Raw genomic sequence first — 23,715 nt, forward strand, 5'->3', positions numbered from 1 at the left:
TCGACCTCAGGCGCTCAGGACCAGATTGGCCGCGCTTTCCTTGAGCTCGACGCCGAAGACGCGCTGATACTGTTCGGCCACCAGCGCACGCTCAAGATCGTCGCATTTGTTGAGGAAGGTCACGCGGAAGGCGAAGGCGACATCGCCGAAGATGGCGGCGTTTTCCGCCCAGCTGATCACCGTACGCGGGCTCATCACGGTCGAGAGATCGCCGTTGACGAAGGCGGCGCGGGTGAGTTCGGCCACGCGCACCATCTTGGCGATCGTATCGCGGCCCTTGCCGGCTTCAAGCTGCTTCACCTTGGCGGTGACGATGTTCACTTCATGCTCAAACGGCAGATAGTTGAGCGTGGTGACGATCGACCAGCGGTCCATCTGCGCCTGGTTGATCTGCTGCGTGCCGTGATAGAGTCCGGTGGTGTCGCCGAGGCCGACAGTGTTGGCGGTCGCAAACAGGCGGAAGGCCGGGTGAGGACGGATGACGCGGCTCTGATCGAGCAACGTCAGACGGCCCGAGGATTCCAGCACGCGCTGGATCACGAACATCACATCAGGGCGGCCGGCGTCATATTCGTCGAAAACGAGCGCGACATTGTGCTGATAGGCCCAGGGCAGGATGCCATCCTTGAATTCGGTGATCTGCTTGCCATCCTTCAAGACAATCGCATCTTTGCCGACCAGATCGATGCGGCTGACATGGCTGTCGAGGTTGACGCGAATGCAGGGCCAGTTGAGGCGGGCGGCGACCTGTTCGATATGGGTCGACTTGCCGGTGCCGTGATAGCCCGAGACCATCACGCGGCGGTTATGGGCGAAGCCAGCCAGAATCGCCAGCGTCGTGTCGCGGTCGAACAGGTAATCCGGATCGAGGTCCGGCACATGGGCGTCGGTTTCGCTATAGGCCGGCACGCGAATATCGGAATCGATGCCGAAAACGTCCCGCACGGAAACGGTGGTGTCGGGAAGCTTCACAATATCTACGTCAATCTTGCTCATCATCTCTCCAACGCGGCCGTCGGGGAGTTCGGCCGCAAAATTCCTCGGGCATTGTCCTAGGCCGAGGCGACGAATTAATCAATGCTCGCGAGCGCTTGAAAAAGCGTCGCGATGGCGCGTGGCGGCATCGTTCGTTTCCTGCTCAGGAGCAGAAACCTGCCTGTTTCAGCAATTGATAGGCCTGAATGACCGACCGGAAGCGCTCTTCCGAGCCGCGGTCGCCTCCATTTGCGTCAGGATGATGTTTCTTCACCAATTCCTTATAGCGCGACTTGATGTCGCTCGACGTGGCGTTGGCCGCCAGCCCGAGGGTTTCGAAAGCCTTGCCTTCGAGCGGCTTCAGCTTGCGCTCGCGCGGCTCCGGCTTGCTCTGGCGCCAGGCCGAGAACCCGAAGGGATCGCGCATCCGCGTCGCGCCGGCCCGCGCTTCGTTCATGGCCGGCGCCCATTTGGCGTTCTTGTTGACGCCGATGGTCCAGGTCGGACGATTTCCGGTCACCGCTTCCTTCTGGTAGCGCGCGACCTCGGTGTCGGACAGGCCCGAGAAATAGTTATAGCCCTTGTTGTATTCCTTGACGTGCTCGAAGCAGAACATGAAATATTTTCCCTCGGCATGCCGACCCACGGGCGCGCGATGCGCGCCTGGCGCGTCGCAACCATCCCACTGACAGGTCGGTTTGTCGGGATTTTCCTCGACCCGCGCCCCCTTGGTGCGCTTGGACCGGATCGAGTCGAAATATTTTGAGTCGAGTTTCATCTGCACATTATGGGTCTTCCGGGCGCTTGCTTTCAAGAATTGACAAATCGGAAAGTTCTTGGCTTTGTGGAGCTATTTTTCGCGAGTTGACCATGACCCTCCACGACAAGATCGAAACGGCCCTGAAAGCCGAGTTTTCTCCCTCGCATCTGGAGGTGGTCAACGAGAGCCGGATGCATGCCGGCCACAATCAGGAAGCCGCCGCAACCGGCCAGACCCATTTCCGCATCCGCATTACCGCCGATGCGCTCACTGCGATGAGCCGCGTCAACCAGCACCGGGCGATTAATACGGCGCTGGCCTTCGGTTTCGACGAGGGCCTGCATGCGCTGGCGATCGAAGTGGGCAAGGGGTAGTCGAACCGATTGGATCATGTCCATCGCCTGTGCTATTCTCCTGATTGCACCGGAGGCGGATTATGATGCTTGTGCTCGAAGATGAAGACGTCGTTCAACTCGCAACGCGATTGGCGGAGCGGCGTAATGTCACCCCCACGCAAGTTCTTCGTGACGCACTCACGCGGGAATGGAGCCGGGAGGTCGGAGACGCATCGATGATCGACGCCGTGAGGAAGATCCAGTCTAAGCTACGCGCGCTATCCGATCCGCGAAAGGCTCAGCCTGTCGACAAGGATTTCATCGACAGCCTTTACGAGTAGGCCATGTTTATCGACGTGTCCGCCATTTGCGCGATCATGATCAAGGAAGATGACGCCGAGATATTGATGGACAAAATCATGGCTGCCGCGACCAAACTCACCTCTCCGATGGCGGTCTGGGAAGCGACTCTTGCGGTTAGCCGCGCAACAGGGATCGCGACCGACGAGACGGCACATCTGGTCGATGAATTTTTGGCCGCCATCGTCGCTGAAATCATCCCGATCACCACCGAGATGACCCCGCTCGCCATCGCCGCGCATCGCGATTACGGCAAGGAGCGGCATCCGGCGGCGCTGAATTTCGGGGATTGCTTCGCTTATGCCGCCGCGCGTCATCACCGACTGCCGCTCATGTTCAAGGGCGAGGATTTCATCAGGACGGACATCGAGCCCGCCTGACTAGCTGATCTTGCGGGGACGGCCGCCCTTGGCGCCATTGGCCCGGCTGGCCTCGACCTTGGCCGCCGATCGCGATTGACCGCCGCGGCGTTGTGCCTCCATGAATTTGGCCGTCCCGAAGACGCCGTTCATCGGGCCCGCAATCGTGAAATCCGCATCCAGGCTTTCCCAGTGCAGGCCCGTCTCGCCCAAAAGCTCGACCTCAGCCAATTGCGCGTCCGTTGCCATCTCCAGGCCTTGAAGGGCGCGCGCCGGAGCCATGAAACAGGCGCCATTGGAGAAATCGACGACGATGCGGCCAGACGCCGCATCGAACCGCACCGAGGACGGAATGGGGGCGTTGGCGCGCTGCGCCTCGCCCGCGCGCGTCGCCTGATAATAGTGTTGATCATCCAAAACGGCGTCAGCCATGAATGCGTCTCCATTGCGCGATCAGGTCGGCTTGATGATCCGCCACGAGAGCCAGCGCTCGACTTAGATCCCTCTTCGTCATCCCACGGTTCGTCAGGACGCGAAGGGTCAGAATGTCGATGCGCGCCTCTCCATCTCCATAGACATGCACATGGGCGGGCTCATGGTCATCCGTGTAGATGACAAAGCGCATGCCAGCTTCACGGAGGACAGTGACAATGTCGGAGAATAACCCAACTTGTTAGGTTGTTCAAGGAGGGGGGTTATGGGCGCCTCAAACACCCCTGATCAGGGCGTCACTTCCCAGAAGATCTCGAACATCGGATCGAACACCGTCACCGGTCCCGCCGCGGTCTCGATCTTGGAGGGGAACTCCACCTTCTCCGCGCGCTTGACCAGCGTGATGCGCGTCTCGTTCGGCGCCAATCCGTACCAGGCGGGACCGTTGAGCGAGGCGAAGGCTTCCAGCCTGTCCAGAGCCCCTTCGTCCTCGAACACATGGGCCAGGCAGCTCATCGTGTTGATCGATGTGAAGCAGCCGGCGCAGCCGCAGGCGCATTCCTTGAGCGGATCGACATGCGGAGCGGAATCGGTGCCGAGGAAGAATTTGGCGTTGCCTGAGGTCGCCGCCTTGCGCAACGCCTGGCGATGGCTTTCGCGCTTGGCGACCGGCAGGCAGTAGTAATGCGGCCGGATACCGCCGGCGAGGATGGCGTTGCGGTTGATGATCAGGTGATGGGTGGTGATCGAGCCGGCCAGATTGGCCTTGGAGGCGGCGATATAGTCGACGCCATCCTTGGTGGTGACATGCTCCATCGTGACCTTCAGCTCCGGCAGTCGAGTGCGCAGCGGATCGAGCACGGTTTCGATGAACACGGCTTCGCGGTCGAAAATATCGACATCAGAGGAGGTCACCTCGCCATGCACGCAGAGCGGCAGGCCGATCTTGGCCATGCGTTCGAACACCGGCATGGCCTTGTCCATGTCGCGCACGCCGGAATGGGAATTGGTGGTGGCGCCAGCCGGATAGAGCTTGGCGGCCGTGACGAGGCCGGAGCGATGCGCTTCTTCGAGATCGTCGGGATCAGTTCCCTCGGTGAGATAGAGCGTCATCAGCGGTTCGAAATGGTGATGTTCGGGCTTGGCCGCCAGGATGCGGTCGCGATAGGCGCGGGCGTCAGCCGTGGTGACCACGGGCGGAACCAGATTGGGCATGATGATCGCGCGGGCGAAATGCCTCGATGTATAGGGCAGCACGGCGTTGAGCATCTCGCCGTCGCGCAGGTGCAGATGCCAGTCGTCGGGGCGGCGCAGGGTGATCTCGGTCATCGATCCAGGTTCCGGAGTAAAGAAGGGACGGACACGGCCATAACGCGACACCGCATGGCGCGCAACGTCTGAGACGGAGAGAAGTTCACGCCAAAAAGAAACGCCCGCTGTGGAGGCGGGCGTTCAAAAATTCCTTGGAAGGAAATCAGGCGGCCATCGCGGCTTCAGGCGGCGCTTTCGCGCCGGTCATGAAGGCCACGGCGTCCGACATGGTGTAGTCTTTTGGATTGATCACGCAAAGGCGCTTGCCGAGCCGGTGAACATGGATGCGGTCCGCCACTTCGAAAACATGCGGCATGTTGTGCGAGATCAGCACGATCGGCATGCCACGCGCCTTCACATCCTGTATCAGTTCGAGCACGCGGCGCGATTCCTTGACGCCGAGGGCTGCGGTGGGTTCGTCGAGAATGATCACCTTGGAGCCGAAGGCCGCGGCGCGCGCCACCGCCACGCCTTGGCGCTGGCCGCCCGAGAGCGTTTCGACCGCCTGGTTGATGTTCTGGATGGTCAGCAGGCCAAGCTCGGAGAGCTTGTCGCGGGCCACTTTTTCCATTGCCTTGCGGTCGAGCATACGAAACACCGAGCCCAGCGGCCCCGGTTTGCGCAACTCTCGACCGAGGAACATATTGTCGGCGATCGACAATGCCGGCGAAAGCGCCAGGTTCTGATAGACCGTCTCGATGCCGGCCTTGCGAGCCTCGATCGGCGAGCGGAAGCGAACCGGCTGGCCATCAAGGCGGATCTCGCCTTCGTCCGCCGTCACGGCGCCCGAAAGCGCCTTGATCAGCGACGACTTGCCGGCGCCGTTGTCGCCGATCACGGCGAGGATTTCGCCCGGATAGAGGTCAAAATCGGCGCTATCGAGAGCGGTCACCTTGCCATAGCGTTTGACGAGGCCGCGTGCGGTGAGAATGGGTTCGCGAGACATCAGCCGGCCACCTTTCTGATCCACTGGTCGATCGCAACGGCGGTGATGATCAACACGCCGATGAGGAGATAGGTCCATTGCGGGTCGGTGCCGATCAGCCGCAGTCCCAGCGAGAAGACGCCGACGATCAGGCCGCCGAACAGCATGCCCATGATCGAGCCGCGTCCGCCGAACAACGAAATGCCGCCGATCACAACGGCCGTGATGGATTCGATATTGGCGAACTGCCCTGCGGTCGGAGAAACCGAACCGATGCGGCCGATCAGCGCCCAGCCGGCAAAGGCGCAGATCAGGCCCGACAAGGTATAGACGGTGGTCAGCATGCGCTTGACATTGACGCCGGCGAGTTCAGCCGCGTCGGGATCGTCGCCCACGGCATAAAGATGGCGTCCCCAGGCGGTGCGGTTCAGCACATACCAGAGCACGGCCGTCAGCAGCACCATGGCGATGACGCCATAAGTGAAGACTGCGCCGCCAAGGCGAATGCGTTCGCCGAAGAACTGCAGGATCGGCGCGTTCTGCTCGATATCCTGCCCACGGATGGTTTCATTGGCGGAGTAGAGAAAGTTCGAGGCGAGCACGATCTGCCACATGCCCAGCGTCACGATGAACGGCGGCAGCTTCATACGCGACACAAGCAGGCCATTGATGAAGCCGCAAGCCGCGCCGACCGCGAGCCCGCACAGCACGGCGAAGGTCGGCGGCAGGCCATAGCGGAAGGTGAACTGGCCCATGACCACGGAGGAGAGAACCATGATCGCTCCGACCGATAGGTCGATGCCGGCGGTCAGGATCACCAACGTCTGCGCCGCGCCAACGATGCCGACGATGGCCACCTGCTGAAGAATGAGACTAAGCGAGAAGGCCGAGAAGAATTTACCGCCGAGGATCGCGCCGAAAATGGCGAGCGACAGCACCAGCACGATCATCGGCACCGCAGCCGGACTGGAATGCAGGTAGTGCTGCAATCTCTGCAGCGGCGTCTTGTCATGCGTGTCGAAGCTCGCAAGCTGCGTGGAGCTTTGCGACAGGACTTTCTCGAATTCCTGAGACGGCTGTGAGGCAGCGCGCGGCTCACTCATCTTCCTTCCTCCCATTGTTCTGGTTGCGCAACCTTTCCGACAGCGGCCGGAGTTCGTCGCGATTGACATGCGCCCGAGGGCATTCCGTCCGGCGTCGCTCGCATCCGGTCCGGGAGAGCGGCGCCGCAAAGCGCTGCTCAGATGATGGTCCGCCTCGCATGCGGGCGTCAATGCCCGCAAGGTCCGCCTGATCGAGAGCGAAACAGTCTTGTTCGTACGCCGCCCCGGGCAAGGAGCCCGAGGCGGCAGAGTTCATATCAGCCCCAGCACTTTTCCATGCCGGTCTTGACGTCGATCGACTCGACGCCAGCAGCAGGCTTGTCGGTCACCAGAGCCACGCCGGTGTCGAAGAAGTTCTTGCCTTCGGTCGGCTTCGGCTTTTCACCGGTTTCGGCGAACTTCTTGATGGCCTCGACGCCGAGCGCCGCCATCATCAGCGGGTACTGCTGCGAGGTCGCGCCAATGACGCCGTCCTGCACGTTCTTCACGCCCGGGCAACCGCCGTCGACAGAAACGATCAGCACGTCCTTCTCGCGGCCGACAGCCTTCAGCGCTTCATAAGCGCCGGCGGCAGCCGGTTCGTTGATGGTGTGCACGACGTTGATTTCCGGATCCTTCTGGAGAAGGTTTTCCATGGCGGTGCGACCGCCCTCTTCATTGCCGTTGGTCACGTCATGGCCGACGATGCGCGCATCGTCTTCGTCGCCGATCTTGTTGGCGTCCTTCGGGTCGATGCCGAAGCCGATCATGAAGCCCTGGTCGCGCATGACGTCGACGGAGGGCTGCGACGGCGTAAGATCGAGGAAGGCGACCTTGGCGTCCTTGGCGGCGTCGCCGAGGGTGGCGGCGGCCCACTGGCCGATCAGCTTACCGGCAAGGAGGTTGTCGGTGGCGAAGGTCGAGTCAGCGGCGTCGATCGGCTCAAGCGGCGTGTCGAGCGCGATGACCAGGAGACCAGCGTCGCGCGCCTTCTGGACAGCCGGAACGATGCCCTTGGTGTCAGAGGCGGCGATCAGGATACCCTTCGCGCCATCGGCGATGCAGGTTTCAATGGCGGCGACCTGGCTTTCGGAATCGCCGTCGACCTTGCCGGCGTAAGCCTTGAGCGTCACGCCCAGTTCCTTAGCTTTGGCTTCAGCGCCTTCCTTCATCTTGACGAAGAAAGGATTTGTGTCAGTCTTGGTGATGAGGCACGCAGACACGTCGGCAGCCTGCGCGGAGCCGGAGAAAGCGACGCCAAGCGCGAGCGCGCCAAATGCTGCGGCAAGAATGGATGACTTCATGATTTCCTCCCAAGGAAATTGACCTCCGGCGCCGGACTATCCGACGCCCGTTTCGAGCGCCGCACTTATCGGGTACGACCCAAAGCTCCTCCCGCTTCGTGCGACCGCCGATCCTGAGATAATCACCAATCAAAACGCCTGTCAATAAATAAATCGAGTTGATTTATTAATTAGATGTGGCATGGTCCGGGTCACTTGTTATAGTCACGCCCGGGAGGAGAATGGGCATGGCGGAGATGAATCCGACCGAACAACGCACGGCGGAAACCCTCGTTGTCGACCCGATGGGCGGCGCGAACCAGACGCGCGTGCGCGCTTACAACGAACGCCTCGTATTGTCGCTGGTGCGCCGACACGGCAGCCTGTCGAAAGCTGAAATCGCCCGACGCACCGGCCTGTCCGCGCAGACCGTGTCGGTGATCATGCGCGCGCTCGAAAAAGACGGCTTGTTGAGCCGGGGCCTGCCGCAACGCGGCCGGGTCGGCCAGCCGTCGATCCCGATGAGCCTAAATCCGGACGGGGTGTTCTCGCTCGGGCTCAAAGTGGGCCGCCGCAGTTGCGAGTTGATCCTGATGGATTTCGTCGGCGCCGTGCGCATGCGCCGCACCGAGGCCTATCGTTATCCCACGCCGGAGCTGATTGTCGATTTTGTCGTCATGTCCGTCGCCAGCATGCGCCGCGGTCTGTCTGACAGTCTTTGGCTCAAGGTCTCCGGTCTGGGTGTGGCGCTTCCGTTCGAGTTGTGGAACTGGGTCGAGGCGCTTGGGGCCCCGAAAACGGATATGGACGCCTGGCGCAACACCGATGTTGCGGATTTGTTATCGGAGGCGCTCGCTCTGCCGGTCGTGGTGCAAAATGACGCGACCGCCGCCTGCGCCGCCGAACTCGCCTTCGGCCATGGTCCGCGTTACGCCGACTTCGCTTATTTCTTCATCGGCACCTTCATCGGCGGCGGTGTGGCGATCAATCACGCGCTCTATCCCGGCCGGACCGGCAATGCCGGCGCCTTCGGCTCCATGCCGTTTCGAGCCGACGGGGCACAGGCAGACCAGCTGATCGACCACGCCTCCATCATCCAGCTTGAACGGAAGCTCGACAAAGCCGGGCGAGATCCGTCCTCCATCTGGCTGGAGCCGGACCGCTGGGAAGATTTCGGCGAGATCGAAAGCGAGTGGATCGAGGAAACGGCGGAAGCGCTGGCCTTCGCCACGGCCTCGGTCTGCTCCGTCATCGATTTCGAGGCGGTAATCATCGACGGCGGTTTCAGCCCTTCGGTGAAAGGCAGGATCGTGGCGGCGACCCGCAAGGCGATCGCCCGCGTCAATCTGCAGGGCATCGCCGCCCCGGTGATTGAGGCGGGGCTGGTGGGGGCGTCCGCGCGCGCCATCGGCGCCGCCAGCCTGCCGCTGTTTTCCCGCTATCACATCGATCAAAGCGTATTGTTCAAGGAGTTGGCCTGATGCTCAAAGGCGTCGATCCCGTATTAAGTCCCGATCTTCTCGCGACCCTGCGCGCCATGGGGCATGGCGACGAAATCGCGCTCGTGGACGGCAATTATCCCGGGCTCGAACATGCGCGGCGGCTGGTCAGGGCCGATGGCCACGGCGTCATCCGCATTCTGGACGCCATTCTTTCGCTGATGCCCGTGGATGATTTCGTCGATTGCGGCATTTTCCGCGCCACAGTGCGCGGCGATCTCGACGCCATTGATCCTGTCCATGCCGACATGATCGAGATCTGCGCCCAAAGGGAGCCTGAACGAACGGTTTTACCGCTGGCCCCGCAGGAGTTTTATGAGCGCGTTCGTCGCGCCCATACGATCGTGCAGACATCCGAACCCCGGCTGTATGGCAATATCATCCTGCGCAAGGGCGTGATCTACCCCTGATCGCGCGCGCCGGTGGAACAGCGTTCCTGTCAACGAGGTTACCAATTTGTAATCGTCGTTTTCCTTGAAAAGCCGCATTTCAAACCACAAATCAGTCTCGTGGCGATCATGAAGAACGCCCGTAACCTGGTCAAATGGCTCGTCCCCCGCCTTGCCAGGTTTGACGGACAAAGGCTCCTTCCCCCCTCTCCGAGCCTTTGTCCGCCCCCTTTTTCCGTTAGACTGTCTATCCCGCATTTCGGCCCGTCATAGGATTGCTGAGAGCGGAACCGAAAGCAGGCGGCCCGTTTGGATCAGGCAATACTTGCGCATGCTCAATGCGCCTGCGCTGCGTGGCTCTCATGCGCAAAGCCGTGTTCGCCACCGCAACTCCCGGTAGGCGCCGTCAATCCCGCCACCCACTTCGTCTCGATGTTTCAGGCCGCCGCGTTATCCTCCGGTACTTTCCGGCGGATCTTCGATTCTCCTTCTGCAACCGGGAGACGTCGCATATTAGATATCCATGGCTTTTGGTGGTGGCGGGCGGACCTCTCGTCCTGGCGCTTGTGATCGCCGATGCTCTCATTCGCCAGCGTCGGTTGAACACTTCAGAAGAGCGCAGCGCACCGAAAGCGTGGACCGACTATATGAACGGCGATGAATGAAGGATACCGAAACAAAACCCCCAATTGTCGGGCGCAAGCTCCAGGCAAGCCACGAAGGTTAATAACGGTTAACGATTTATGGTGGGCCGGGACAATGGAAATCAACACGAATGCTGGCGGATATGGCCGAACGCCACGCGCTTACGATTTGGCTCCGAAACAGGACGCATCGGCAGAGACGCTGACGAAAAAAATCGACCGTCGCGACAACGCCCTGACCGGAAGCAACGCCGTGCTGAGCGCCAGCCTGGCCAACGCGCTGTGGGCGGCGCAGGAAAACCGTCAATCCGATGACGCCTCGCAGAACGCTGCTTCGCGGAACGCCATCGAAAGCAGCTATTTTGAATTCATGAACTAAAGCGTGTCGCGATCTTTCAGATTCGCACTTTGCGCTTTCTCTCTGTTTTATCGCATTTCGTCGACCCAAAACTGGCCCCAGTTTCGGGCGACATGCTTTGGTGCTTTAGGCCCGACTGCGGCGTTAAACCGCAAAGCGGATCGTCGGTCCCGACCGACGTTTTCCGAGCGCAATACGCCAGCGGCGCGAATGCTGACTCGTTAGGTTCTAGAGCGTGTCTCAGCAGTACGCCAAACGTCGGGAAAATCCGTTACTTTTCATGAAATGCCTGTGAAAAACTCTTGGCGATCGGCTGTATAAGATACGCCAGCGCGGTTCTCTCGCCATTGACGATGTTCACACTGGCGGTCATGCCGGGGTAGAGGAACAGTTGTGGACGCTTCTTTAACTCCGAAGCGTCTATACGGGCGCGGAACGTATAGGTCGCTTCGCCGGTGGCTTCATTGACGATCGAATCCGGCGCGACATAGATCACCTTGCCTTCCAGCGGCAAATCGTCGGCGGCGCTGAAGGCAGCCAGGCGAATTTCCACCTTTTCGCCCACCCGCAGCGTGTCGATGTCGATAGCGCGCGCCTGTCCTTCCAGGATGAGCGCCTGATTGGCCGGCACGATGTCGAGCAAAGCTTGACCCGCCAAGAGCGCAGAACCCGGGGCGCGCACGCGAATATTGGCAATCACCCCATCCTGGGGCGACAGAATGGTGGATTGCTTCACCGCGTGTTCCGCCGCGACGAGATCCTGCTCGGCACGGGCCCGCTCGGCCTGCACTGTCTGCAATTGCTCCGAAATCGCTCGGAAATATTCATTCCGGGTGTTGATGACGGCCAGTTCGGCCTGGACGACCTTCTGTTTGTTGGACACGATACCGGCATCGGATTCGGTGATGCGGGTCATCATATCGATATATTGCAGCTTGACCTCATTCAGCCGCGCCTTTGTGGTCAAGCCTTTGGTGCGCAATTTCAATTGCGTGTCATAGTCAGACTTCAACACCGCAGCCTGCTCGATCCATGACTGCCTGCGCGCGTCCAGCGCCGTTCTTTCGCTCTTGAGCTGATCGATCATCAACTGGCTGGAGGCGATCGCTGTAGAAAACTGCCTCTTTCGTTCAGTGAACAGCTTTTGCTCCGTCGCCATCCATTCAGCGGCGACCGTTTCATCGACGCCCGGCGGGGGCTTCAGATCGAACGCGAAGCTCTGCTTTTCGTCCCGCTCTGCGGTCAGCCGCGCCAAGCGGATCTCGGAAGCGTATAGCTGTTGCTTCAGCTGCAGCATCTCCGAGCGCACTCTCGTTGCGTCAAGCGTTGCAAGCGTATCGCCGGCGCGGACCGCCTGGCCCTCCTGCACCATCAACGTATTCAACGTGCCGCCTTCGGCATGCGTGACCGTTTTGGTATTGCTCTCCACGATCACCTTGGCGGCGGCGGTGGACGCCTGCACCAGATTGGTGAACATCGCCCATACAATGAATCCGCCGATGCCAAAAACGAGCACTGAACAGGCAAGCAGCGTGGGTCGCAGCAGGCTCGCATGGAAGCTCGCCTCTTCCCGCACCACCGCGTTCCAATCACTGAGAAGCGCGCCGCGTTGACCGACGACCCGGTAATCAGCCAATTCGATATCAATAGACTTAGCCATCACTTGCCTTCGCACTGCGCAGTAATTTCACCACGCCATTCTGAGGAATGGGAACTGCCTTTATTTCCGGCGGACCGCCGATAACCTCACTGCGCGGGCCGAATTTGGAGACGGACCCATGCTCTATGACCAGAATCTTGTCCGCGATCGCCATGACCGATGGACGATGCGCGATCATCACCACGATAGCGCCGCGCTTCTTCGCTGCATCGATAGCCTCGATAAGGGCTTCCTCGCCCAGATTATCGAGGTTCGAATTTGGTTCATCCAAAATCAGCAATTTGGGATCGTTATACAATGCGCGCGCCAGCGCGACGCGTTGCATCTGCCCTCCGGACAAAAGATGCAAGCCTTCGCGGACCGGCGTATCATACCCCTGTGGCAGTCTGCCCACCAGATCGTGAATGCCAGCCGCCCGCGCCGCCCGAATGACGTCCCGCGGGTCGCTCTCCTGCATTCGCGCGATTGTCTGGCGAATAGTGCCGTCGATGAGCGAAAGGCCTTGCGGGAGATATCCCACCGCCTTGCCGAACGATCCCCGTTCCCAAAGATAGGTCGAGTGGCCATCAAGATAAACGCCGCCCACCGTGGGCTTCAGAATGCCCGTCAGGCAACGCGCCAACGTAGTCTTGCCAGCGCCCGAGGGGCCGATCACGCCGAGCACCTCGCCCGGATTGACCGAGAACGTGATATTCCGCAAAACAGGCAGATCCCTGCCCCCGGGCAGATAAGTCAGATTTTCAACGCTCAGAAATCCGTCTCCGACCGGCGCAGGCATCGTGTCGCGAAGTGAACCTTCGGTGTTGACCAACTCTATGATGTTCTTCCAAGCCGCCGCCGCATTGATCCATTTGCGCCAGTTTTCCACCATGCTCGAAAATGGCTGCACGGCCTGGCTGGACATGATCATGGCGGCGAACAAAACGCTGGCGTGGATCGAGCCATCCAAAACCAGCACGGCGCCTGTCGTCACGACGACCATCTGCAGGCTTTTCGTGAGGGACTTCAGGATCGCGAGCACGGCGCGACTGCGCATCTCGGCGACTTCGGAATATTTCAGCATCTCCTGCTGCGAGCGCCGCCACATCCGCACCAATGCCGGCAACATGCCCATCGCCTCGATCGTTTCCGCATGCCGCATCGAACCGGCGACTTCTTCGACATGCCGCTGTTGCGCCTTGTTTGCGTCATCGATCACCGATCGCGTCAGCCGGTCCGTCACAAAATTCAACAAAATCGTAATCGCGATGAAGCCGAGAGTGACGTAAAGATAGACAGGATGAATGAAATACAGCGCGGCGAGGAACACGACCGACCACACGGCCTCCAACGGCATGGAAATCGCGCTGCCGGTAATGAACCGCCTGATCTCGACGATATTGCGAATGGCGTGGCCGCCCTCGGCGACACCGCCTTCGATAGACCTGAGAACACTCGCCTGCAGGGCGGGAAGGTTCAGCCTCTGGGCGATGATCAACGCGGTCGAGCCATATATCCAACTGCGCGCAAATTCGAGCAGGCCATAAATCACCACGGCAAAAGCGGCGATGACAATGAGCCCATACAGCGTATCGAAGCTATGGCCGGGCAGGACACGCCCGTAGACCTGGATCATAAAAATCGATCCGGTCAATGTGGCGACGTTCAAGAAAAAACTCAGCACTCCAGCGATGATAAATCCGCGCACAAAGGCTTGTTGGGCCGGAAGCAGCAAATTTGCCGCAGTCGTGTTTTTCATGAAGCACCCGATCGCAAACGCCGCGTCTAGTTCAATTGCACTGTTTTACATGCGAGGGAATTATATCCGCACAAGTCAGCTTTTCCAAGCGACAAAGCAATAAAGGGTTAAGGCTGTTAGGGAGCCTTCCAACCGTCAACAATTTTTGAGGGAACGCGAAAAAACCTTGGGAGCTAACCTTGCGTATTTTCTATACAATTTTTTTCAGATCCACGATTGACGTCGTCCGACGACCCCATCCATTAAGGTTAAAATCTGGTAAACGTTGATGTTTAGACCTCCCCGGTTTAAACAGATGGCTCATCAATTTCTCACAGCCGATGAAGAAATCGGCCCACTGCGAGGAATTTGAATTCAATGACTGCCCGAAGCCGAAAAAGGCTGAAGCAACAGAGTCACACTGAGCGAGTTAATCCATGAAAATATTCGGTGATGAATCCGACGAATTTATTTTTGGAACAAGTAAGGGTGATTTTATTGTTCCAAGAGCGGGCCGCGACGTGGTCTACGGCCGCAAAGGCAATGATTATATAATGGACACCGCAAACGAAGTTAACGGGTCTCGCCGTTCGCAAGACGATGTTTTCTTTGGCGGCTACGGCAACGATGTGCTGATAACGACTGGCGGACATGATGTCCTAGCTGGCGGCCGCGGCAACGACCACATCTATGCGCAAAGCCTCGACTCTTTCGTTGCGCAAGGCGGGGGCGGCTATGATGTCCTGCATTTGATTGAATCGTCGAACTACACTCAGAAACGTGTTGACGGAATCCTCGAACTTCATCTTGTCAGCGACGAAGTATCCCAAACGATCTTCGTTCGCGGAATTGAAGAAATTCGATATGACGCTCCGTTTGCTCTGTGAAAGCTGGCAAAACGCGTTCTTCCAGCCGACATCAAACCATGAAATTCGACAGATGAAGCTCGTGAATGGAAACATTTTCGAGCGTCACTGTCGATGAATCCGCCAGGGTGATGACCACATCGTCGCCACGGTTCTTGGCGGCTTCGAGAACGTCGGCTTTTTGGTCAAAAGACGCGTTTCGGAACAAAAGGATGTCGGCTTCGGGGTCGAAATCCACCACGATGTCTTTGCCATCGCCGCGTTCGAACACAAAACGGTCTTCGCCGCGGCCCCCCGTCATGCGGTCGTTTCCACCGCCACCGATCAGAATGTCATTTCCGCGACCGCCTTTGAGTTCGTCATTTCCGGCTCCACCCACCAAGCGATCATTGTCGCCCAATCCAAACAATACATCATTGTCTGCGCCCCCCACCAGAACATCGCCGCCAGCGCCGCCCTTCATTCGGTCATCGCCATTGCCGCCGAACAGCCGATCATCACCCTGGTTTCCAAACAAGAAGTCATCGCCGTTTAAACCGAAAACAACATCATCGCCGTCGCGGCCGCTAATCCTGTTTTTTGCGATATTGCCGGAAATGTCATCGTCGCCGGAACCGCCAATCGCGTTTTCGATCAAGGAGCGGGCGTCGTTTTCATAAAGCAACGCATTGTAGATGCTGCCTTCAGCCATATGCTTGCGGCCGAGTTCCGCCAACTGGGACTTGCTGAATTCGGAGGCTCCGCCTGGAGCCAAAGTCAGCGTCAGATCCGAGGAGTAGGCGCTCAGATCATAGGTGTCGACGCCGCCTCCGTCCCAGATCGTGGCAAATATCTTGTTGCCGCCCGCGTCAATTCCGATCTTTCCATTCACGACTGTGTCGCCGGATTTTGGCGACCATGAATAGGTGGTTTTACCGCTGTTTGTCGTGAAATCGGCCCCATACATGTACTGCAGAGTGGCGATGTCCGCGATCATAAAGGTTTGTGGGGCGCTCCAATCTGTATAGCTGTAATTGTCGGTCTTGCCCCCCTCATATGTCCTGTAGGTCATCAATGTATATTCGACGGAGTCATATTTTTTGGGGAGAGCGGCAAAATCGCCATAGGCCGCATGGCCATGCTTCAAACCAAGCGAATGACCGAGTTCATGAAGAATTGTGTGCCAGGCGTAGTTGCCAGCCTTGGCGTTCTCATAATTCTGATAGCGACCAAGCCAGACGTCGCCCGCTTCAGCGGTGTCGCCGGGCATATATGTGTAGGCAGTGACAGGCACACCGGACCTCGCAACACGAATGTTTGCGCTGTCCGCCTCTCCAGAGGACAGATCTGCATTCGTAAAGCCCTCGACAGAAAAACCATTGTTTGCTGCGTTGCCGAAGGACTTTTCCAGGGCGAACAGGCTGGCTGTTTTCTGCGTTTCCGCCAGTTCAGCGAACATATAACCAGCTTCTTCTTGGTAGCTGTAATTGGACGCGGATGTGGGGAACGCATATTTTATCTTCCCGCTCCAGCCTATTCCATAGATGAGTCCATCGACTACCTCGGCGTCACTGGCATGTATCTGATTATATTCCTTGCATAGACCGCACATTTATTTTGCCCTGTTTTGTATTTTGTATTTTTCTTTGGGGCAATTAGAGCGAACCGGTCTTGAAATCACATTAAGCGGTAAAGTAAATAAAATTGGATGGTTTTCATTTGATGAATAAATACATCAAATCATATGAGTTTTGTTTAGGATCTATTATACTTACGGAGAGGTAAACTTCAGCGCCCTGAGGGTGGATAATCCCCCCTCGACGCCCGTCTTTAAATGGTCCGCGACGGCCTGAATGACGCCCGATGCGCCACACACCGCTGGACGCCTCAAGAGATGTCCGCCTCCGGGCAATTTGCCGGTGCAGGTCGACCTCACCTTGCATGGCTTTCGGGGTTTGAAATCCGATAACGATGAAACGATAGGTCAAGCGATGGCTTTGCGGTGGGACGGCGTCTTGAGCGCGCATCGTTGATGGCAGCGGTTCGCGCCCCTACGGCCGGGTGGCAATGCAATTCAGATCGCATGTGGCTGTGTGGCGGGATCCAGATAAGCGCGGTCATCGCGGTCCAGGTGTAATGCTGAACGGCGGAAACACTGAGAAAGCTGAAAAACCCGAACGGCGATCTGCGGGACAGATCACCGGGCGAAACGTGTAGTTCGTCTAAATATGATCGAGGAGAAACAATCGCTTTCAGGGCCGGTTATCGACGCGGAGATTGGCGCAGGACGACAACACTGCGGCAGAGCCAGCTGCGCGCGCCGTCTGCCTGCCGACCCCCGAATTGTCCGTGTATCCGGTCACGGTGCGACTTACCGGAGTTAATTGGCGAAACCGAACTGCGACTTCTTTTGCGTGTTGGGATGATGAAAAGCCGGCGTCGAACATGTTCCGGATCAGTCCACCAAAATTCGGTCGCCTGGTTATTCAGCCGACGAAAGTGGATATCAATGCAGCCGAGCTAGCCATTCGGGGCGACGAAATGCCGACGCCAACCGTGTATTTGATAGAAAAACTCAATCGAAACAACATAATTTATGGTGGAGCCAGGGAGGATCGAACTCCCGACCTCTACATTGCGAACGTAGCGCTCTCCCAGCTGAGCTATGACCCCACAATGCCAGTTTGCGTTGGCATGGCTGGTCATAGCAATGCAAGGCGGGAACTTCAATGGGGCCTCTTCGGGATTTTATGCCAAGACGCTCAATTCTCCGCGTCGGCCCGCGGCAAATTGACTAGGCGTGGATTTGCGCTAATCAGGATGCAAAGGTTTTGCAAGAGGAGCGCATCGTGACGGCGGCATTTGGAACATCGGGGCTGAGAGGCCCGGCGGTCGATTTTACCCCTGAACTCTGCACCGCCTATATCTCGGCTTTCCTGGAGCGCGTCGCCCCGGAGACGCCGGAGAAGACGGCCTATGTGGCCGCCGATCTGCGCGAATCGAGCCCGCGGATTGCCGGCCAATGCCTGGCCGCGATCAAGGCCATGGGCTGGACCGCCGTCTGGGCCGGCAATGTGCCGACGCCTGCGGTCGCGGCCTATGCCATGGCGCGGAAGGCGCCGGCGATCATGATCACCGGCAGCCATATCCCCGAAGCCTATAACGGCATCAAATTCTATCGTCCCGACGGAGAATTCCTCAAGGAAGACGAGGCGCCGGTGCGCATGCGCGCCGAAGCGATCATGACCGAGGGACGCCCGGTCGAGCCTGTGACGCCTGGCGAGGCGCTCGCGGCCGTGGCGGAGGATTACATCGCCCGCTATGCAGCATCCTTCGGCGCTGGAGCGCTCACAGGCCTCAAGATCGGCGTGGACTTGCATTCCGCAGTCGGTCGCGATCTGACTGTGGCGATCTTGGAAAAGTTGGGGGCTGAGGTCCATGCCTTCCGGCGCATGGATCGCTTCGTCGCCGTCGATACCGAGGCGCTCGATCCCGAGGATGTGGCGCGGGCGCGAATGGTGATCGCAGAGAACGGTCTTAGCGGCGTGATTTCGACCGACGGCGACGGCGACCGGCCGTTGGTGATCGACGACCAGGGACGGCAGATCAATGGCGATGTGCTGGGCGTGCTGACAGCGAAACTCATCAAGGCGAAGACGGTGGTGACGCCGCTCTCCTCGACCAGCGCCGTCGAGCAGTCGAACTGGTTCGAGACGGTCGACCGCACCCGCATCGGCTCGCCCTTTGTAGTGGCCGGCATGGCCAAGGCGACCAGCCATCCAGTCGTGGGCTTTGAGGCCAATGGCGGCTTCCTGCTCGGCGATGACGTGACGCTCGCAGGCGGCGTGCTCGGCAAGCTGCCGACGCGCGACGCGATCCTGCCGGCAGTCGCAGCGCTGGTGCTCGCCAAGAGCGAGGGCCGAAGCCTGTCTGCCTTGGCGGCGACGCTGCCGCCGCGCTTCATGAAGGCGGATCGCGTCAAGGAGGTCGCGCCCGACAAGGGCAAGGCATTCCTTACGTCGATCGAAACCTCGGCGGACTTCCGCGCCGGCTTCGACGCTCGCATCGCGACCCCGACAGAGATCTCGACGCTCGACGGCGTGCGCATGGCATTTGCGAATGGCGACACGGTGCATTTCCGCCAGTCGGGCAATGCGCCGGAGATGCGGATTTATGTCGAGACCGGTTCAGTCGAGGCAACCGACCGGCTTCTCTCCGAACTCCTCGCCAGACTGAAGGAGCAGTTCTGACATGACGCTTGAGATCCGCAACGCGACGGCAAGTGACTTTGAGGCCTGGTCTCCGCTCTGGCAGGGCTATCTGACCTTCTACAAGACCAGCCTGACGGACGAGGTGACCCAGGCGACCTGGGCCCGGATCCTCGATCCGATGAACCTGCTGACCGCCCGGCTGGCGGTGAAGGATGGCGTCGTGCTCGGTTTTGCCCATCACCATACGCATCTGACCACCTGGGATGTCAGGCCGACCTGCTATCTCGAAGACCTGTTCGTGAGCCCGGAGGCGCGGGGCCTGGGCGTCGGCAAGGCGCTGCTCGACGATCTCGTGGCGCTCGGCAAGGAGAAGGACTGGGTGTCGGTCTACTGGATCACGGCTGAGGACAATGTCACGGCCCAGAAGCTCTATGACAGCTACAACAAGCGCGACGCCTTCTACCGCTATTCCGTCACGTTGTGATCTCGGCTCTCTCCGGCAGTCGCCAGTCGATCGCGCCGAGACCCTTTTCTTCGAGAAAAGCGTTGGCGCGGGAGAAATGCTTGCTGCCGAAAAAGCCGTTATGGGCCGAGAGCGGCGAGGGATGCGGCGCCTTCAGCACCAGATGCCGGGACTGATCGACAAAGGCCGCCTTGCGCTGGGCGTAGGCGCCCCAGAGCATAAAGACGACAGGCGTGTCCTGCTCGTTGACCCGGGCGATGACGGCGTCGGTGAATTTTTCCCAGCCCTTGCCCTGATGCGAGGCGGCGAGCGAGCGCTCTACCGTCAACACTGAATTCAGCAATAGCACCCCTTGACGCGCCCAATGCTCCAGATAGCCGTGGCGGGCGGGCGGAATGCCGAGATCGCTCTGCATCTCCTTGTAGATGTTCACAAGCGACGGCGGAATGCGGATATCGGGGCGCACGGAAAAGCACAGGCCATGCGCCTGGCCATCGCCGTGATAGGGGTCTTGGCCCAGGATCACCACCTTCACCCGGCCGAGCGGCGTCAGATCCAGCGCGCGGAAATACTCGGCGCCTTTGGGGAAGATGGTCTTGCCCGCGCTCTTCTCCTCCTGCAGGAAGGTCTTGAGGCTGGCCATATAGGGGCTGGAAAACTCTCCCGCCAAGGCGGCGCGCCAGCTGTCGTCGAGCTTGATGCCGGTGTCGCTCATCATCATCTCCCTTTGCCCGTGATGGAAGCCGCAAGCGGCGCTTCGGTTCAAGCCTCTGACGGTCTTATGCACAGACCGGTTCCATTTCCGCCTCGATCCTGACGCGCCTGCGCAGGCCCGTGACGCAAAACTGGTCTACAAAGGCGCAAACCAGTCGTGAGGGAACGCCATGAAAATCACCGACGTCAAGACCTGGGTCGTAGGCAATCCGCCGCCGGGCGCGGGCGGACGCTATTTCATCTTCGTCAAGCTCGTCACCGACGGCAATGTCGTCGGTTATGGCGAGGCCTATAACGCCAATTTCGATCCGCATCTGACGGCGAAGCTGATCGAGGACGTCGCCGCGCGCTATCTCGTCGGCCGCGATCCGCACGATATCGAGACCTTCTTCCGCAACGCCTATTCCTCCGGCTTTTCGCAACGGCCCGATCTCAGCATGATGGGCTGCGTCTCGGCGCTCGAAATGGCCTGCTGGGACATTATCGGCAAGGAAGCCGGCAAGCCGGTGCACAAGCTTCTCGGCGGCCGGGTGCATGAACGCATCCGCACCTATACCTATCTCTACCCGAAATCCGGCTCGGTCGTGCCGGCCGAGATCGAGGGCAAGAATGTCTATAACGATCCGGATATCGCCGCCGCGACCGCGCTGGAATATGTGAAGGAAGGCTTCACGGCGCTGAAATTCGATCCCGCCGGCCCCTATACGATCTATGACGGCCACCAGCCTCGGCTTGTCGACATCGACCTCTCCGAACGCATGGTGAAAGCCGTGCGCGAGGCGGTGGGCACGAAGGCCGACATCCTGTTTGGCACGCATGGCCAGTTCACCGCCTCGGGCGCGCTGCGCATGGCCCGGGCGCTCGAAAAATACGACCCGCTGTGGTTCGAAGAGCCGGTGCCGCCTGACATGCCCGAAGTCATGGCGCAGGTGGCGCGCGGCACCTCCATTCCGGTGGCGACCGGCGAGCGGCTGACGACCAAATGGGAGTTTGCCCGGGTTATCGAGCATCGCGCCGCCTCCATACTGCAGCCGAATCTCGGCCGATCCGGCGGCATTCTCGAAACCAAGAAGATCGCGGCCATGGCCGAGGCCTACCACATTCAGGTTGCGCCGCATTGCTATTGCGGCCCGATCGTCGCGGCCGCCAATATCCAGCTCGCGCTGACGCTGCCGAATTTCCTGATCCTCGAAGCGATCAAGACCTTCGACGGCTTCCACGAGACGCTGCTCAAGAAGAAGATCGTGGTCGAAGAGGGCTATGTCATCCCCTCCAGCGAACCAGGTCTCGGCGTAGAGCTCGATGAAGCGGTCTGCGACGCCCATCCCTGGAACGGCGCTCTGCTGCATCTCGGCATGGTCGGAACCTCGATCGATCTTTGCTGATCGGGCGCTTGCGGATCGTTTGCGTGGGGATTAGACCGGTCCCAAAAGGGACACGATATGACCGAGCCGACGATCCGCACCGCCACAGCCACAGACGAAGCCGCCTGGAGACAGCTCTGGGCGGGCTATCTCGCTTTCTATAACGTCGATCTCGCGCCTGAGGTCACCGACAGCACCTGGCGGCGCATTCTCGATCCGGGCTCGCCTGTGTCGATGCGTCTGGCCTTTGTCGATGGCGAGGCGGCCGGTTTCGCCATCCACCTGCATCACCCCTCCACCTGGGTGGCGAACGAGGACTGCTATCTCGAAGATCTCTATCTCGACGCCCGTTTTCGGGGCCGCGGCGTCGGCCGGGCGCTGATCGACGACCTGATCGGCATCTGCAAGGACAAGGGCTGGGCGCGGCTCTACTGGCATACGGATGAAGGCAACGCCACCGCCCGCAAGCTCTATGACTCCTATGTCAAGACCGATGGCCATGTGCGCTACCGCATGCGGATCAGCGCATGAGCCGGCTGCTATTCGTCGATACGGAAACCACGGGTCTCACCTATGACGACCGGGTGATCACGCTCGGCATGGTCGCGCTTGACCTGGACGCGCTCAATGACGGGCGCGACGCGGTTCAACTCAGCCATCTGATCTTTAACCCCGGCCGGCCCAGCAATCCCTTTGCCGCCGCCGTGCATGGCTATCAGGACTGGGTGCTGACGAGCCAGCCGCGTTTCGTCGTCCATGCCGAAGAGATTCTTCCCGCCTTCACCGAAGCGGATGCAGTGCTCGCCCACAATGCAGCCTTCGACGAGCGCTTCCTCAGAACGGAATTTCGGATGGCAGGGTTTGAGCTGCCGTCGTCACGCTTCGACTGCACGCTCAAGGCCTATAAGCGCAAACATCAGCGGCCGGGCGGGCTCGACAAGGTTCTGGAGCATATGGGCCTCTCCGCCCGCGGCAAGCAGCACGGCGCGCTCGAGGACGCCTGGTTCTGCATGCTGGCCTGGCTGTGGCTCAACGATCTCGAAGCCCCAGCCGCGCCAGCAGCACTGGCGCATCCGCCAAGCAATTGGGTGGAGCCGGGCCTGCCGCCGATCCGCGGCGCCCGCAAACCGCTCGTCGCTCGCTACTGAAACTTGAAAAAATCGACGAAGGCCCGGAGCGCCGGGCGCATCTGCCGGCGGCTGGGATAATAGATGTAGAAGCCATCAAAGGGCGGGCACCAGTCTTCCAGCACCCGGATGAGGCGGCCATTGGCGACGTAGTCGTCGACGCGGGCGTCGAAAAGCTGGGCGAGGCCCGCGCCGGCAAGGCATGCGACAAGAATGAGCCGATCCTCGGGCAGGATCAGCGGACCCGATATATCGGCAGCCAGCGTCTTGCCGTCCTTTTCGAACTCCCAGCGATAGATCGAGCCGCTCGAAAAGCGGCGGCGGATGCAGCGGTGGTCGAGCAAATCGCGGGGATGCCTGGGCAGCGGCCGATCCTGAAAATAAGAGGGCGCAGCGACCACCGAAGCACGCCAGAGCGGGCTTGCCCTGACAGCAATCATATCGGCTTCGAGATGTTCTCCCAATCTGAGACCCGCGTCGAACCCCTGAGCGACGATGTCTTCGAACTGGTCGCGCGCGACAATCTCCAGCTCAATCTCGGGGTAAAGCGCGATGAAGTCTCCAAGGCGCGGGGCGACCAGATGCTCGCAGGCCAGTCTAGGCATGGTGATGCGCAAGGGGCCGGCCGGACGATCGCGGTTTTCGACGAGCGCATCAAGCGCCGCGCCGATCTCGCCCAGCGCCGGCTTGAGCGATTCCAGCAGCCGCCGCCCCTCTTCAGTGGGCGCGACGCTCCGGGTCGTGCGGGCGAGAAGCCGGATGCCGAGGCTCTCCTCCAGCGCCAATACCGCATGGCTGACGGCAGAGGGGGCCACACCGAGTTCACGGGCGGCGCGGCGAAAGCCGCCGCCTTCGGCGACGGCGGCTAGAACAGCGAGTTGTGAGAGCTGGATCCGGTTCAT

The 23,715-nt window shown here is 59.9% G+C and carries 25 protein-coding genes and 1 tRNA gene; 12 read left to right on the plus strand and 14 right to left on the minus strand.

Annotation, left to right across the window (positions count from 1 at the left end):
- Positions 1-6: 6 nt before the first annotated feature.
- Positions 7-996, minus strand: a complete 990-nt coding sequence (gene cobS, locus M2360_RS02950; RefSeq protein WP_280772870.1) for a cobaltochelatase subunit CobS — start codon at positions 994-996, stop codon at positions 7-9.
- A 142-nt stretch (positions 997-1,138) separates the two neighbouring features.
- Complete coding sequence (locus M2360_RS02955) at positions 1,139-1,753, minus strand: J domain-containing protein (RefSeq protein WP_280772871.1); 615 nt, start codon at positions 1,751-1,753, stop codon at positions 1,139-1,141.
- Positions 1,754-1,845: 92 nt separating this feature from the next.
- On the opposite strand from M2360_RS02955, the gene M2360_RS02960 reads away from it, so the two are divergent.
- The 3 genes from M2360_RS02960 to M2360_RS02970 all read left to right on the plus strand — a co-directional run bounded on the left by M2360_RS02960 (position 1,846) and on the right by M2360_RS02970 (position 2,810).
- A complete protein-coding gene (locus M2360_RS02960; protein WP_280772872.1) occupies positions 1,846-2,109 on the plus strand; it encodes a BolA family protein in 264 nt (87 codons plus the stop codon).
- Positions 2,110-2,171: 62 nt separating this feature from the next.
- A complete protein-coding gene (locus M2360_RS02965) occupies positions 2,172-2,411 on the plus strand; it encodes a type II toxin-antitoxin system VapB family antitoxin (RefSeq protein WP_280772873.1) in 240 nt (79 codons plus the stop codon).
- A gap of 3 nt (positions 2,412-2,414) precedes the next feature.
- Complete coding sequence (locus M2360_RS02970) at positions 2,415-2,810, plus strand: type II toxin-antitoxin system VapC family toxin (RefSeq protein ID WP_280772874.1); 396 nt, start codon at positions 2,415-2,417, stop codon at positions 2,808-2,810.
- Here M2360_RS02970 and M2360_RS02975 read toward each other — a convergent pair whose 3' ends face one another.
- From M2360_RS02975 to M2360_RS03000, 6 genes are all read right to left on the minus strand, one after another.
- On the minus strand, positions 2,811-3,221 hold the full coding sequence (locus tag M2360_RS02975) for a DUF2442 domain-containing protein (protein WP_280772875.1): 411 nt from the start codon (positions 3,219-3,221) through the stop codon (positions 2,811-2,813). It abuts the gene before it with no gap.
- The gene (locus tag M2360_RS02980; RefSeq protein WP_280772876.1) at positions 3,214-3,414 is read right to left on the minus strand and encodes a DUF4160 domain-containing protein; all 201 of its coding nucleotides are present in this window, start codon (positions 3,412-3,414) and stop codon (positions 3,214-3,216) included. Before M2360_RS02980 ends, M2360_RS02975 begins: the two co-directional genes overlap by 8 nt.
- Before the next feature lie 95 nt (positions 3,415-3,509).
- The gene (gene pyrC / locus M2360_RS02985; protein WP_280772877.1) at positions 3,510-4,550 is read right to left on the minus strand and encodes a dihydroorotase; all 1,041 of its coding nucleotides are present in this window, start codon (positions 4,548-4,550) and stop codon (positions 3,510-3,512) included.
- Between the two features lie 145 nt (positions 4,551-4,695).
- Positions 4,696-5,478, minus strand: a complete 783-nt coding sequence (locus tag M2360_RS02990) for an ATP-binding cassette domain-containing protein (protein WP_280772878.1) — start codon at positions 5,476-5,478, stop codon at positions 4,696-4,698.
- Entirely contained in the window at positions 5,478-6,560 is a 1,083-nt protein-coding gene (locus M2360_RS02995) for an ABC transporter permease (RefSeq protein ID WP_280772879.1), read from the minus strand. The genes M2360_RS02990 and M2360_RS02995 overlap by 1 nt, the downstream gene beginning before the upstream one ends.
- A 257-nt stretch (positions 6,561-6,817) precedes the next feature.
- Positions 6,818-7,843 carry a sugar ABC transporter substrate-binding protein gene (locus M2360_RS03000; protein ID WP_280772880.1) on the minus strand — a complete coding sequence of 342 codons (1,026 nt, stop codon included), beginning with the start codon at positions 7,841-7,843 and terminating at the stop codon, positions 6,818-6,820.
- 227 nt (positions 7,844-8,070) lie between these two features.
- Between M2360_RS03000 and M2360_RS03005 the strand changes: the two genes are divergently transcribed.
- From M2360_RS03005 to M2360_RS03015, 3 genes are all read left to right on the plus strand, one after another.
- Positions 8,071-9,303, plus strand: coding sequence for an ROK family transcriptional regulator (locus tag M2360_RS03005; protein WP_280772881.1), 1,233 nt, complete (start codon positions 8,071-8,073; stop codon positions 9,301-9,303).
- Complete coding sequence (locus M2360_RS03010; RefSeq protein WP_280772882.1) at positions 9,303-9,731, plus strand: RbsD/FucU domain-containing protein; 429 nt, start codon at positions 9,303-9,305, stop codon at positions 9,729-9,731. Before M2360_RS03005 ends, M2360_RS03010 begins: the two co-directional genes overlap by 1 nt.
- A gap of 636 nt (positions 9,732-10,367) precedes the next feature.
- Positions 10,368-10,733: a hypothetical protein gene (locus tag M2360_RS03015; RefSeq protein ID WP_280772883.1), complete on the plus strand. Its 366-nt coding sequence runs from the start codon at positions 10,368-10,370 to the stop codon at positions 10,731-10,733.
- Positions 10,734-10,983: 250 nt separating this feature from the next.
- Here M2360_RS03015 and M2360_RS03020 read toward each other — a convergent pair whose 3' ends face one another.
- Both M2360_RS03020 and M2360_RS03025 read right to left on the minus strand, forming a co-directional pair.
- A complete protein-coding gene (locus tag M2360_RS03020; protein ID WP_280772884.1) occupies positions 10,984-12,372 on the minus strand; it encodes an HlyD family type I secretion periplasmic adaptor subunit in 1,389 nt (462 codons plus the stop codon).
- Positions 12,365-14,110 carry a type I secretion system permease/ATPase gene (locus M2360_RS03025; protein ID WP_280772885.1) on the minus strand — a complete coding sequence of 582 codons (1,746 nt, stop codon included), beginning with the start codon at positions 14,108-14,110 and terminating at the stop codon, positions 12,365-12,367. The genes M2360_RS03020 and M2360_RS03025 overlap by 8 nt, the downstream gene beginning before the upstream one ends.
- A 416-nt stretch (positions 14,111-14,526) precedes the next feature.
- Between M2360_RS03025 and M2360_RS03030 the strand changes: the two genes are divergently transcribed.
- On the plus strand, positions 14,527-14,976 hold the full coding sequence (locus M2360_RS03030; RefSeq protein ID WP_280772886.1) for a hypothetical protein: 450 nt from the start codon (positions 14,527-14,529) through the stop codon (positions 14,974-14,976).
- 31 nt (positions 14,977-15,007) lie between these two features.
- Here M2360_RS03030 and M2360_RS03035 read toward each other — a convergent pair whose 3' ends face one another.
- Both M2360_RS03035 and M2360_RS03040 read right to left on the minus strand, forming a co-directional pair.
- On the minus strand, positions 15,008-16,393 hold the full coding sequence (locus M2360_RS03035; protein ID WP_280772887.1) for a M10 family metallopeptidase: 1,386 nt from the start codon (positions 16,391-16,393) through the stop codon (positions 15,008-15,010).
- 1,138 nt (positions 16,394-17,531) lie between these two features.
- Positions 17,532-17,607, minus strand: a tRNA-Ala gene (locus M2360_RS03040).
- Between the two features lie 176 nt (positions 17,608-17,783).
- Between M2360_RS03040 and M2360_RS03045 the strand changes: the two genes are divergently transcribed.
- On the plus strand, positions 17,784-19,184 hold the full coding sequence (locus M2360_RS03045) for a phosphomannomutase (protein WP_280772888.1): 1,401 nt from the start codon (positions 17,784-17,786) through the stop codon (positions 19,182-19,184).
- 1 nt (position 19,185) lies between these two features.
- Positions 19,186-19,629, plus strand: a complete 444-nt coding sequence (locus M2360_RS03050) for a GNAT family N-acetyltransferase (protein WP_280772889.1) — start codon at positions 19,186-19,188, stop codon at positions 19,627-19,629.
- On the opposite strand, the gene ung is transcribed toward M2360_RS03050, so the two are convergent.
- Positions 19,619-20,323 (minus strand): uracil-DNA glycosylase, encoded by a 705-nt coding sequence (gene ung, locus M2360_RS03055; RefSeq protein ID WP_280772890.1) that lies wholly within the window; start codon positions 20,321-20,323, stop codon positions 19,619-19,621. The genes M2360_RS03050 and ung overlap by 11 nt on opposite strands.
- A 169-nt stretch (positions 20,324-20,492) precedes the next feature.
- On the opposite strand from ung, the gene M2360_RS03060 reads away from it, so the two are divergent.
- From M2360_RS03060 to M2360_RS03070, 3 genes are read left to right on the plus strand one after another with little or no spacing between them, the layout of a single operon-like run.
- Positions 20,493-21,707 carry a mandelate racemase/muconate lactonizing enzyme family protein gene (locus M2360_RS03060; RefSeq protein WP_280772891.1) on the plus strand — a complete coding sequence of 405 codons (1,215 nt, stop codon included), beginning with the start codon at positions 20,493-20,495 and terminating at the stop codon, positions 21,705-21,707.
- A gap of 57 nt (positions 21,708-21,764) precedes the next feature.
- Positions 21,765-22,217: a GNAT family N-acetyltransferase gene (locus M2360_RS03065; protein WP_280772892.1), complete on the plus strand. Its 453-nt coding sequence runs from the start codon at positions 21,765-21,767 to the stop codon at positions 22,215-22,217.
- Positions 22,214-22,834: a 3'-5' exonuclease gene (locus M2360_RS03070; protein ID WP_280772893.1), complete on the plus strand. Its 621-nt coding sequence runs from the start codon at positions 22,214-22,216 to the stop codon at positions 22,832-22,834. The genes M2360_RS03065 and M2360_RS03070 overlap by 4 nt, the downstream gene beginning before the upstream one ends.
- Here the strand turns inward: M2360_RS03070 and M2360_RS03075 are convergent.
- Entirely contained in the window at positions 22,828-23,715 is an 888-nt protein-coding gene (locus M2360_RS03075; protein WP_280772894.1) for a LysR family transcriptional regulator, read from the minus strand. The two genes, M2360_RS03070 and M2360_RS03075, sit on opposite strands and share 7 nt — an antisense overlap.

Source organism: Rhizobium sp. SG_E_25_P2, from assembly GCF_029892285.1.
Classification (GTDB): Bacteria; Pseudomonadota; Alphaproteobacteria; order Rhizobiales; family Rhizobiaceae; genus Rhizobium_E.